Origin of the sequence: Massilistercora timonensis (genome assembly GCF_048354975.1) — a bacterium.
Classification (GTDB): Bacteria; Bacillota; Clostridia; order Lachnospirales; family Lachnospiraceae; genus Massilistercora; species Massilistercora timonensis.
Genome location: NZ_DBGCJQ010000102.1, coordinates 28,668 through 40,983, shown reverse-complemented (window position 1 = coordinate 40,983; position 12,316 = coordinate 28,668). Strand labels below are relative to the sequence as shown.

At 49.9% G+C, this 12,316-nt stretch carries 11 protein-coding genes and 1 tRNA gene; all 12 read right to left on the bottom strand.

The window, feature by feature from the left end:
- The coding region (locus ACML7B_RS09410) for an ATP-binding cassette domain-containing protein (protein WP_418540884.1) at nucleotides 1-280 on the bottom strand (280 nt) is incomplete at its 3' end.
- Between the two features lie 94 nt (nucleotides 281-374).
- Nucleotides 375-1,373: a substrate-binding domain-containing protein gene (locus ACML7B_RS09405; RefSeq protein WP_346707439.1), complete on the bottom strand. Its 999-nt coding sequence runs from the start codon at nucleotides 1,371-1,373 to the stop codon at nucleotides 375-377.
- A 113-nt stretch (nucleotides 1,374-1,486) separates the two neighbouring features.
- Nucleotides 1,487-2,905 carry an ATP-binding cassette domain-containing protein gene (locus ACML7B_RS09400; protein ID WP_418540881.1) on the bottom strand — a complete coding sequence of 473 codons (1,419 nt, stop codon included), beginning with the start codon at nucleotides 2,903-2,905 and terminating at the stop codon, nucleotides 1,487-1,489.
- Nucleotides 2,859-3,917, bottom strand: a complete 1,059-nt coding sequence (locus tag ACML7B_RS09395) for a sensor histidine kinase (RefSeq protein ID WP_418540879.1) — start codon at nucleotides 3,915-3,917, stop codon at nucleotides 2,859-2,861. The genes ACML7B_RS09400 and ACML7B_RS09395 overlap by 47 nt, the downstream gene beginning before the upstream one ends.
- Nucleotides 3,918-3,927: 10 nt before the next feature.
- Nucleotides 3,928-5,532, bottom strand: coding sequence for a response regulator (locus ACML7B_RS09390; protein WP_418540876.1), 1,605 nt, complete (start codon nucleotides 5,530-5,532; stop codon nucleotides 3,928-3,930).
- Between the two features lie 162 nt (nucleotides 5,533-5,694).
- Nucleotides 5,695-7,080: a D-alanyl-D-alanine carboxypeptidase family protein gene (locus ACML7B_RS09385; protein ID WP_418540873.1), complete on the bottom strand. Its 1,386-nt coding sequence runs from the start codon at nucleotides 7,078-7,080 to the stop codon at nucleotides 5,695-5,697.
- 107 nt (nucleotides 7,081-7,187) lie between these two features.
- Nucleotides 7,188-8,177, bottom strand: a complete 990-nt coding sequence (locus ACML7B_RS09380) for a helix-turn-helix transcriptional regulator (RefSeq protein ID WP_418540871.1) — start codon at nucleotides 8,175-8,177, stop codon at nucleotides 7,188-7,190.
- A 302-nt stretch (nucleotides 8,178-8,479) separates the two neighbouring features.
- Nucleotides 8,480-9,439 (bottom strand): translation initiation factor 2, encoded by a 960-nt coding sequence (locus tag ACML7B_RS09375; protein ID WP_346707430.1) that lies wholly within the window; start codon nucleotides 9,437-9,439, stop codon nucleotides 8,480-8,482.
- A 10-nt stretch (nucleotides 9,440-9,449) separates the two neighbouring features.
- The gene (locus ACML7B_RS09370) at nucleotides 9,450-9,890 is read right to left on the bottom strand and encodes a DUF4869 domain-containing protein (RefSeq protein WP_346707429.1); all 441 of its coding nucleotides are present in this window, start codon (nucleotides 9,888-9,890) and stop codon (nucleotides 9,450-9,452) included.
- 83 nt (nucleotides 9,891-9,973) lie between these two features.
- Nucleotides 9,974-10,045, bottom strand: a tRNA-Arg gene (locus tag ACML7B_RS09365).
- A gap of 54 nt (nucleotides 10,046-10,099) precedes the next feature.
- Nucleotides 10,100-10,975, bottom strand: coding sequence for a DUF3881 family protein (locus tag ACML7B_RS09360; RefSeq protein WP_418540868.1), 876 nt, complete (start codon nucleotides 10,973-10,975; stop codon nucleotides 10,100-10,102).
- A 43-nt stretch (nucleotides 10,976-11,018) separates the two neighbouring features.
- The gene (gene serS / locus ACML7B_RS09355) at nucleotides 11,019-12,308 is read right to left on the bottom strand and encodes a serine--tRNA ligase (protein WP_106789379.1); all 1,290 of its coding nucleotides are present in this window, start codon (nucleotides 12,306-12,308) and stop codon (nucleotides 11,019-11,021) included.
- Nucleotides 12,309-12,316 lie beyond the last annotated feature (8 nt).

The window sequence follows — 12,316 nt, the reverse complement described above, 5'->3', positions numbered from 1 at the left end:
CCGCAACCGACATATAGTTAAACAGGTCGATCTCCTGAGGCACGTACGCGACTTTATTAAAAAGGGCTTTGTTCTTTATCGCGTTTTCTCCCTTGATCAGCACCTCACCTTCCTCCGGCTCATATACGCCGGTAAGACATTTGATGAGCGTACTTTTCCCTGCTCCATTCTCTCCGATGATCGCATGTATTTCTCCTGGTTCGAAAGCAACATCTACAGAGTCCAGCGCCACAACACCCGGAAACATTTTCGTAATATTTTTCGCTTCTAATATTTTCATAGACTTGCTCCTCATAAAAAGCGGGGGCGAGCAACTTGAATAAATCCGAGTCACAAGCCCCCGCTTTACTAATATCTTACTTCTTCAAATCCGCTTATTCTGACTGTGCGCTGACAATCTCGATCCACTCGTCTACGTTGTCTGCTGTGATCTGTCCGATACCGGTGTCAACCATTGCAGGAAGGGACATTCCCTGTGCTGCCTGGTATGCCATCAGAACTGCGTACATTCCCTGCTCCTGAGGAAGTGTGGAAGATGTAGCTGTGATAGTTCCGGTCTTTACATACTCAAGGATCTCGATCAGGTTATCCATTGCTACGAATGTGATCTGATCCTGCATGCCTTTTTCTTCGATGGCTGCTGCTACGCCAGCGCCGCAGGCGTCACAGTTCAGATATCCGGTCAGATCCGGGTTCGCTGCCAGAACGGCTGCTGCCTGAGACTGTGCTGTCTCAACGTTATCATTGTCGATACCACCATCGATCACTTCGATGTCCGGATACTCAGCAAGGGCATCCAGATGTGCCTGATATCTCTCTGCATGGTTCGGAGCGGTAGGAGCACCCTGCATAACTGCAACTTTTCCAGATGTTCCCATCTCTTCGATCAGCATATCAACGGCGATGGTTGCCTGCTCTGCGAAGTCATTACCTACAGAGGTAAGTCCGCTTCCTTCCGGTGACGGAGCATCAAACAGGATAACCGGGATATCTCTTCCCTGGATCTCCTCGATGATGTCTGCACTTCCATCATAGTCAACGGGGTCGATCAGGATCGCTGTGGGCTCAGTAGCCGCCGCCTGCTCCAATACGGAGTTCTGTTCAGAAACTTCTGCTGCTTCCGGTGCACGATAGTCGATGGTAACCTCAACGCCAAGCTGCTCGGAAAGCAGATCTGCCTGCTTCTGCGCGCCCTTGTTTACTTCATCGAACCAGGCGTGTACGCACTTGGGAACTACGACGAATGTCATATCTTCCGCTGCGCCGCCGCCTCCTTCGCTGGAGCCGCCTTCATCGCTTCCGCCTGAGCAGCCTACTGCCAGCGTTCCGATCATAGCTGCTGTCAACAATACTGCCAAAATTTTCTTTTTCATTTTTCTCCTCCTTTTCCAGATATTAGTTCTCTTTGGAATGATTTTATTATAAAACAAAGCCATTTCCCCTCCAATGAGAGAACATTTAGAATAAGGGGGATAATTTTAAGATGTCACCGAATGCGCAGGATCCGGTCTGAAAGATCCTCAATATATTCATCCCTGGACTGGCAAATGATAACGGCGGTTCCCCTCTGGGCAAATTTGCGGATATAGGCCTTCACAATGGAGATCCCCTGGGCATCACACATGATAAAGGGCTCAAACAGCACCAATACCCGGGGGTTATAGAAATACCACCGCTCCAGGATCAGACGGATCATCTCATTGATCTTCAGATTTCCCGTCAGCGTGTTCTGCTCCACATCTTTGGCTCCGCCGTCCCTGGAGACCATCTTCATCAGGCCACCGGAGGCCGCAATGTAATCCCACGCAGAAAGTTTACTGAGAGAGGGCATGAGCAGATTTTCTTCCACCGTCATCTTGGAAAACAGTTCCTCGCTTCCTCCCATGTTTTTAACAGAAACGATCTTATTTTTGACAAACAGGTCTGTCCCCGCCGCTTCAAGGCGGATGCCATCCAGGAGATACACGGTCTTATCATCTCTTCGCCTTCCGGAAAGGGCCAGGAAAAATTCTTCCTTCTCCCGGCCATTCAGGATCAGAAAGGTAGTCACTTCTCCCCTTGCAAAAGCAAAATCTCTCTGCTCCCCACTCTGCAGCCGCAGGCCTTTCACACGATAGATCACATTTTCCCGTCCGTTATGCTCCGGCGCCTGCCGGTCTGGTTCAGATTCCAGTGACAACAGCGTATCTCCCAGAAGATACCCCTCCAGCTGCTCCCTGTCCCGGATAGACTCTCTGGCACACTTCTTTACGATACGGCCCTTATTGAAAAACACATATTTGTCCGAAAGCGTCTGCATGACCATGTAGGAATTACTGCTTATGATCACCGCAATCCGGCCGGCGATCAACCGCTTCATCGTCTCCCGGAAGAGCCGGATGTCCTCTGCATCCATCCCTTCAAACTCATCCTCGATGACCACCAGTCTGGCTCCTTTGTTCAGCGCCTTCACAAGATCCACGATCCGCTTCTCGGCCTCACTGATATCTCTCAGCTTCCGGGATACATCCATCTCAAACCCCAGTTCAGCAAAAAGCTGTGATACCTTCTCCTCGATCGCTCCCTTGCGCAGGATCAGGCCAAAGCCTCTGGAATCCACCAGTCCAATGTATTCCGCCACTGTCCAGTCCCCGATCAGATAATTCTGGGCGGTCATGTGGTACACCTTTTCTTTCAACTCTTTATTGCTGTCCACCTTCTGAGCATCAATGGAAAAAGAAAACTTTCCTGACGCCCCCTCGACCTTGCCGGTCAGAAGGCTTACAAGAAAGTTTTTTCCTGAATAAGAAAGACCGAAAAAACCTACACATTCCCCTTCCAGAATACACAGAGAAATGTTTTCAAGCGCCGGCATTCTCTCATGACGGTAATTCAGATCGCTGATCCTCAGTATCTCTCTCTTCATCTTCTGCCTCCCAGTCATGGCCATAATTCACCGGGATCGTAACCTCCACGTCCGTTCCCTGGCCAGGTGTACTATATATGTCTACGCCATACTCCTCCCCAAACAAGAGCTGGATCCTCTTGTGGATATTGGGAAGCGCGATGCCTGTGTTTCTCTGATTCCCTGTCTCTCCGTCTTCCGGATTTGTATTCCGGGACCGGATCTTCGCATTCAGCTTGTTGAGCTGTTCCCGGCTGATACCCTTCCCGTTGTCTGACACGGTGATGATCAGAGTCTTCTCCGTAACGATCACCTCGATGGTCACCCGGCCACCTTCCAGCCGCTCCTCCAATCCGTGGAAAATGGCGTTCTCCACAATGGGCTGGATAATAAGTCTGGGGATCAGACAATTATAGGCTTCCTCATCTTCCTCATCGATGATCACTTCCATGGAAAACCGGTTCCCAAACCGATACCTTTGGATCAGCATATAGTTATCAATATTATCAAGCTCATCCTTCAGTGTGACCAGGTTTCCCTTCCTGCTGATACTGTATCGGAAAAAGGCCCCCAGCGCCTCCACCATCCTGGCGATCTCCAGGTTATCATCCATCAGCGCCTGCCCCCGGATACATTCCAGCGTATTGTAGAGAAAATGTGGGTTGATCTGGCTTTGCAGCGCAGTAAGCTCCGTCTGCTTGTTAAAGATCTGGGCAGAATTCTCCCTGGTCCGGAATGCGGCATACCGCTCCATGGCCTCCCGGATTGGCTCTACATAGGGAACCTCTGCCGGCACCTGTCCGAATTCTTCCTCTTTCCACTCCCCGTCGGTCACTGCTTCCAGCGTCTTCTCAAAACTCTCCAGGGGGCGGATAATCCGAAAGATCGTCCCCAGAACAATTCCCGCCTGCAAGATCAGAAGCGTTCCCGCATCCAGGATCCTTCCTTCCCCCCGCCACAGCACAGCTGCCGCCAGAAGGATAAGAACAGACTCCCCAATCAGAAAATTTCTTACTGCTTTTGCCTGCTTCATAGCCTCTCTCCTATGAATGAAGTTTCCGGTATAACGCCGGTTTGATCCCTACCGTCTTGGTAAAGACCTGACTAAAATATCTGGAATCCTTATACCCTACGCTTTCAGCAACTGCCGCGATGGTCTCATTGGTGCTGCACAGGATCTCCTTTGCCTTCTCCATACGGACATTTACCAGGTAGGAACTGAAATTGATCCCCGTTTCCTTCTTAAAAAGCACACTGAAATATACAGCGTTCAACTCCACGATATCCGCCAGTTCTTCCAGCGTAAGCTTCTCTGCATAATGGTCCTCTATATACTGGAGCGCCTGGCGGATCGGACGGGCAGATTCCGCTTCCATCGCCGCCCTGCTGGCTTCCAGATAATCTCCCAGACTGGTCTTCAAAAGGTGTTTCAGTTCCCGGATGGTATAACAGTGCTGACAGTTGGATAAAAGTTCCTTTCGCATCTCTTTTAACTCTTCTTCCTGCTTCTCCGTATGCTCAAAGAAAAACTGGATCAGAGACTCCGCCTTCTCATAACACAGAGAATAATCCTGATCCTCCCGCAACAGGAACTCGCTGTAGATCTGATTGATGCACTGATCCAGATTCTCCTTGGAATAGCTCTCAATGGCTGCCAGTACCCCCGCTTTGATCTGCTCTGTCAGCTCCGGCGTTGCTTCTTTTGTCCTGCGGGGAATGGATTCCGCATAGATGACCCGTCCGGTGCCCAGCTTGATCCGGTTCCCCACCGCCCGGTTAGCCTCCTTGATGGAGAAGCGGATCTCCCCGAATTCACTGCGCTCCGTGCCCACTCCGATGGTCACCTCATACTGCTCAAATCCCATGAGATAATCCTTCACTGCCGACAGGATATCGTGGATCCTGCTGCGGATGCTTTTTGACCGGTCACAACTGTAATTAAACAAGCAATAGAGATGGAGATTCTCCTTCTCACAGGTGAGCACCTCCTCTGCCTCTGCCCAGAGGATGCCTTCCACAAGGGAGACCACCCTCTCTACAGTCAGCTTGTCCTGCTTTTTATCCCGCTTATTATAGTCCACATAGTCCAGCTTGATATCGATGCCCCGGTAGATCTCCCCCTCCAGGTTCACATGAGAAGCTTCCGCCTCCAGCTCATCTTCCCGTTCAATGATGTTCTTCAGAAAATTCCGTTTGATGATCTGCCTGCTCTCCTGCACTGTCTCCTGAAGCTCCCGCTCTTCCATCACCTGCCGGTACTGAGCGGTCAGCTCTTTCTGAAGTTTGTCCATCACCTTGTTGAGTTCATCTTTATTGATGGGCTTAAGAAGATAATCATCCACTCCGTACTGAAGCGCCCGGTGGGCATACTCAAATTCCTTGTAACCGCTGATCACGATAAATTTGATCTTCTTCCCCAGTTCCCGGGATCTGCCGATCAGGTCCAGCCCGTTCATCTTAGGCATACGGATATCTGTGATAACGATATCCGGGGTTGCTCTCTCGATGATCCGCAGCGCAGATTCCCCGTTATCCACCACATCCACACATTCCATATTATATTCATCCCAGTCGATGAGATGCTTGATCAGCATCCCGATCCTGTATTCATCCTCTACGATCAGTACCTGCCATTTCCTGTTCTGCATATTATCCCTTCTTCCTGTATGTCCCGGCCTTATGATCTGTCCGCATAACGATCCCCAAGCCGTATTGCTTACCTCTATTCTAATTGGTTTTCACTCACTTGTCGAATTAAAAATGAATTGGGGACGTGGTATTTTCGAAAATACCACGTCCCCAATTAACAGCTAATGCCTTCTATGCTGCTTCCTTCGCCGTTTCCGCTTAAGGATCGTCCGCACGAAGAGGATCACCAGTATCACCCAGACCACGCAAAGTCCGGCCAGCACTGCCTTCTCTGCCATCCCCTTTTTCGACTCATCCTTCCCGGCATCACTGGCATCCAGCTTCTGAATCTTGGCTTTGTGTTCACTGATATACTGATCGCTCAGCTTCGCCCGGGCCTTGCCCACCAGGGTCCCCTCGTAAGTGTAATTCAGCGTAGCTTTCCCGTCATTGGCGTCGTCCGGCACCAGCTCCATCTCAAGATCTGCGAATTCCACGCCTTTTGGCAGCAGCACGTAGCCGCCCCCTTCTTCCTCCAGGATCTCCCCCACGTCCTGTGAAGTCTCGTTGCCCTCCACCGGAGTCTTGGTAAAATTCTTATACCCATAATCAAAGAGCTTCCTGGTGTCACCATAATGATGGCCGCTCTGGGTATGGAGTACCACGCACACCAGCTGCATGCCGTCCTTATCCGCCATGGTGATCAGGGTATTCAGCGCGTCCGGGGTATACCCGGTCTTCCCGCCCACTGCGTATTTATAATATTCCCCGCTGCTCTCATTGAGCATTTTATGCTTCTGCTGGAAAATGTGCTGCTGGCAGGTGTCAGACGCCGGGATCTCGTACTGCATCGTCTGGACGATCTTGAAAAACTCCGGATATTTAAACATCTCGCTTCCGATCAGGGCCATATCCCTTGCACAGGTATAGTGATCCGGATCGGGGAGCCCGTTGGTATTCGCAAAGTTGGAATTCGTCCCGCCAAGCTCCCGGCAGCGCTCATTCATCTGCTCAAGAAACCAGGCATAATCGTGGCCGGCATTCTTCCCCACATTCTCTCCCACCGCGTAGGCCGCCTCGTTGGCAGAGGCCAGAAGGGTGGCATAAAGCGCCTGCTCCAAAGTGATCTCATTCCCCTTCTTCAGGCCGATAGAAGAATCCCCCGGCTCCAGGAAACTCACACAATCCTCCGATACCACCACCGGGTCTTCGAACTTCCCGTTCTCCAGGGCCACCAGTGCAGTCAGCACCTTGGTAATGCTGGCCGGGTAGAAATGTTCATCAATATTCTTGGCGTACAGGATCGCCCCTGTCCCCGCATCCATGACGATGGCCGCGTCCCCGTAAGTACCCGGCCCCTTGGGCCAGCCTTTGATCTCGTTGGACTGCACCGGCATGTCATAGATCTCTTTTAACATCTGTTCCCGCTTTTCTTTTTCAGTCAGTTCCTCTTCCTGGTCCGTTTCCTGACCTGCTTCCTGCGCGTCCACTCCTGTGGCATATACATCTCTTCCCGCGCCTGCCAGAAGAAGGATAAATAACAGCACAATAGAGAAAATCCTTCGCATTTCCCATAAACTCCTGTCCCTCACGGGGTTAAAACCCCATCTTCTTTAGATTTTACCATATCTGGCATTTTATTACCAGAAATTACAGGGAAAATGTGTTATGCCGTCTACCGATATTGTTCTGTCAGCCGTTCTCCTTCCCGGCGCATGGCCTGGATCACTTCCTCCGGCCCCAGGATCTTCACCTTCTCCCCCAGAGAGAAGATCCATCCAAGGAACTGGCTGCTCACGTGGACGGTAACATTTACCGTAAAATGCTCTCCCTTCCCGGGAACCATGATGATGTCCTTACCAAACCGGTCGATCATCACGCCGGCCAGGCTGTTGTCCACCAGAAGCTTCACCTTCTCTTCCTTTCCTCCGAACATGCCAAAGCTCTTCTTGGCGTAATCGGCCATATCCAGCTTCTGGAAATGCTCCCGCCCTTCCCGGGCTTCCTCCGTCATCCGGATATGGAGCATCTTGTCCACCCGGTAATGCCGGATCTCCCCAGCCTCGGAATCATACCCCACCAGATAATAGTTCTCGTCGTCCCAGGAAAGCCCCCAGGGGCTGACGCAGTAGTAAGCTCCCTCACGGCGCAGCTCCATCTCCTTCTTCACATTCCACTGATAGTACTGGAACCGGATCTTCTTGTTCTCGGAGATGGCGTTGTGGATGGCATCCACCGTATAGTAAATGCTCTCATTCATAGTCTTGATCCGCCCGGAGACGTAGACCTGCCGCTGCAGCTTCATGGCTTCATAGCGGCTGACCAGTTTCTCCAGCTTCCGGATCAGGGTATTGGTCTTCTTCTCCGTGATAAACTTGGAAGACTGAATGGCGTCCACCAGAAGCTTCAACTCCGGCAGTTCAAAAGGCCGGGAGACCACGTGGTAGTGATAGCCCTTCCCCGCCGGCTCTCCCTCCACCTCGATCCCCAGTACTTCCAGGTCCTTGAGGTCGGAGTAAATGCTCTTGCGATCCGCGGTGATCTCATACTCTCCCAGGGCCGCGATGATCTCCGGCATGGTGATGTAGTGGTCGTCGTCTGTGCGCTCCAGCATGATCTGGGCCAGGCGGTAAAGCTTGAACTTCTGATTGGTTCCCTTGGGCATGGCGGGATCCTCCTTTCCCTTTATAAAGACAGTATATCACAAGTTCTAGCTTTCCAGCCACTCCCGGTAATCCGTCTCGCTGGCGAACAACAGGTATTCTCCGTCTACATATCCCATATAACCGTCTGCAGTATTGTATCCTTTCATTGCGATCCACCTCTTTCTTGTTCTGATATGGATAGAATACGGGATAAGCTGTCCTATAAAAATGCCACCAAATAGCAGGAAATAAAAAAGGAGGCCGCAGCCTCCTTATATCTTTTCATTAAAATTACACTATTTTTTCACTATTTACATTAGCATTACAATTCTATCCCTTTTATCGTTTTTAAGATCATTTCCCGGTTCTTTTCATGCAGATAAACTTCGTTCAATTTTGACTTGCTGTATTGCAGGTAGGTATTCCTGGTCTTATCTGTCAAAAGATATGAAAAAAACCTTTCCCAGCTAAAATACGCTCTGCTGTCAATATACGCTTCCGGATTCTCTAATATATCCTGAAGTTCCTTCCCTTCAATCAGTCCGGAACGCAAGATAAGCCATTCAAAGGATTCTGGAAAATACAGATATATATTATCTCTCCGAGAAGCGTATTGATAAAGGCGATCCATCTCTGGTCCGATCGCTGCCCCATCTGCTATAACGCAGATCTCTTTCTCTCCCGTCTGCTCCAGCATATGAAAAATGTTAGATTTCCCTCCGGCGCTTTCGCAATCGATGCCATTTTCTTTTCCTACCGCTTTAAAAAATTCAAACCCCGAATTTGAATCTTCTGTTATTATCTTTTCCGGTTTCACCGGCAAACTCTGATAATTAGAATAGATCCGATACAGCTGCTGATATGCTTTTTTCGTATCATGATATTTCCCGGAACAGTGGATTCCGTAGATCTCTTCCACGCTGTATGGCAGAGTGTATAAATTTTCCCTGGTGATCAAAACAAAATAGTTATTTGAATTTCGGATCTTCTCTGCAAATCTTTCTGTTGTGATAAAGACATTTTCTTCGTCTATGAAAAAGATCGTTCCTTCCGTATTATCGAGGATCAGTTCCCAGTTGGCGCCTTCCAACACTCTGCAGGGAACTTTGCTTACGACTTCAATTCCGCTTGAATCTCCCAGGTTTTCTGCCTGCCGCAGCATATTGATCAGAGTTGTTTTTCCTGTGGCGCTGTCTCCCCGGATAATGGTAATATTCCGTTTTATTTCAAATTCATAATGAAGACGGTTGTTCTTCACAACAACCTTATATTTTCCTTTCATTCCCCGTCACCTATACGTACTCTCCTGCAACTTTGATAAACTGCTCCATATTGTGGACGATCTCATTGGTATTAAGGATTTTGATCTCAAATTCGCCTTCCCCAAAATCCATGATATGCCTTAAATTAATTGTCAGATCTTTCTTGCTGCCAATTTCCAGGATCCACTTTGCACAGTTATCTCCACAGGCAGATGCGTTAAAAATCTTTCCGGACTGATCGAATGCCATTAAGATCAGTGTTTTCACTCCGCCTGAGATTTCTTTTACAGAAACAGGGCCAAGAACAGGACTTTCGATCAGATGCGGACTTACGACTTCCGATTTATCTACATCCCGTATCATTTCTACGGATAAAGGATCTGTGATCCACTCATCCTCATACTGATTGTCGAAATATGTCGGCGGATGATAAATGACCGGCTCTAATTCTCCCAGATAAACGCTAAGCATAGGAATCCCCTCCTGCCTTTTCTATAATACCAAAAAAGCAGGATCATGTTTTCTTTTTTCCACAACATCCTGCTTCTTTCGAACGTTCCCTGCGAGAATCGAACTCACAACTAGCGCTTAGGAGGCGCTTGTTATATCCATTTAACTAAGGGAACTTTTTTCATGCCCATCAATTATACTGCATTTCCATGGGCCTTGTCAAACACTACTTAGAAATTGATCCGGCCCTGAAGCCAGATATTTCCCTTGAATCTCCGCCCCGGGGCGGGCTCTCCCGTGATCCGGGCGGAGGGCACGCACACGTCGAAGGTCAGGCCGTTTACCTCCATCTTCATGATGGTAAGCTCTTCGCCGGTAAGCTCGTTTTCCACGGTGTGAAGATCCTGGATGGTGCCCAGGATGGAATAATGGTCGCACTCCACGCCGTAGGGCATGATGTAGGTGTCCACGATGCTGAACACATCCTCTGTCACCAGGCGGCGGGACACTTTGGAATAGGTGTCGATATCCTCCAGAGTCAGGCTCTCGATGGCCTGGGGATCCCCGCTTTTGGCAGCGCTTATGAGCATCATCCGATTCTGCACTTCTTCCTGCTGCTGTTGCTCCTGCATAGCGTCTTTACGAACCGGGAGCAGCACCGTCCCCTCCCGGCACAGGCCGGAAAGGGTAACGGAGGAGTACTTTACCTGACTTTTGCTCATCTGCCGTTCCTTCATGTATTCTACCATATTCTGCAGATAAAAGATCAGGTTGATCCCAATCTTCAAATCCTCGCAGATCCCCACGTAGGCGTCCCGGTCGATCCGCTTCTCCATTGCCACGTCCGCGTAGGAGGTGACACCGGTTCCAATAAAATAAGGGAAATAATACTGCCTCATGAAGCATTCATCCAGATCCATGTCCCCGCACAGGGAGATCCCGATCCCGGGGGCGTATTCCTTCTGGAATTCGCAGAAGTCCACGCCCTCTTCCTGGGAAATCAGTTCATGCTGGGTAAATGCTGTTTCTACCTGCGTCAGGATCTCATACAGCTGTTTCTTTGTCTTTACGTTGTGAAAGCCGATGGCGTCCAGGTATTGATGCATATTCTTTCCCTCATTCTATGAAACGTCTGCCGTTTTCGGGTCTTTATTTCTTCGGTACCAGCTTCTCCGTGCCGCCCATGTACGGACGCAGGATCTCCGGGATCCTTACGGTGCCGTCTGCCTGAAGGTTGTTCTCCAGGAAGGCGATCAGCATTCTGGGCGGAGCCACTACCGTGTTGTTCAGTGTATGGGCGAAGTACTTGGTGCCGTCCGCTGCCTTTACTCGGATGCCAAGGCGGCGCGCCTGGGCGTCTCCTAAGTTGGAGCAGCTTCCTACTTCGAAATACTTCTTCTGTCTCGGGGACCATGCCTCTACGTCGCAGGACTTCACCTTCAGATCCGCCAGGTCGCCGGAGCAGCACTCCAGGGTCCGTACCGGGATATCCAGAGAGCGGAACAGGTCTACCGTGTTCTGCCACAGTTTGTCATACCAGAACATGCTGTCTTCCGGTTTGCAGACTACGATCATCTCCTGCTTCTCAAACTGATGGATCCGGTATACGCCTCTCTCCTCGATGCCGTGAGCGCCTTTCTCCTTACGGAAGCAGGGAGAATAGCTGGTCAGGGTCTGAGGAAGCTGATCCTCGTTCAGCATGGAGTCGATGAATTTTCCGATCATGGAGTGCTCGCTGGTTCCGATCAGATACAAATCCTCTCCCTCGATCTTATACATCATAGCGTCCATCTCCGCGAAACTCATAACGCCGGTCACCACGTTGCTGCGGATCATGAACGGCGGGATACAGTAAGTGAATCCACGGTTGATCATGAAGTCACGGGCGTAAGCGATCACTGCGGAGTGCAGTCTGGCGATATCTCCCATCAGATAGTAGAATCCGTTTCCTGCAACTTTTCCTGCACTTTCCAGATCGATGCCGTTGAAGGTTTCCATGATCTCGGTATGATACGGAATGTCGAAATCCGGAACCACCGGCTCGCCGAATTTCTCAATCTCTACATTCTCGCTGTCGTCTTTTCCAATGGGTACGGAAGGATCAATGATGTTAGGGATGGTCATCATGATCTTCTTGATCCGTGCCTCTACCTCTTTCTCCTCAGTAGACAGAGCCTCTACCCGGTCTGCGTTGGCCTGAACCTTTTTCTTAAGCTCCTCTGCCTCTTCCTTCTTGCCCTGTGCCATGCAGGCGCCGATCTCTTTGGAGATCTTGTTGCGGTCTGCACGAAGCGCTTCTACTTCCTGCTTAATATCTCTATTCCGCTGATCCAGTTCTAAGACCTCGTCTACCAATGGAAGCTTCTCATCCTGGAATTTTTTCTTGATGTTTTCCTTCACAACATCGGGATTCATTCGCACAAACTTAATGTCTAACATGGTCTTTT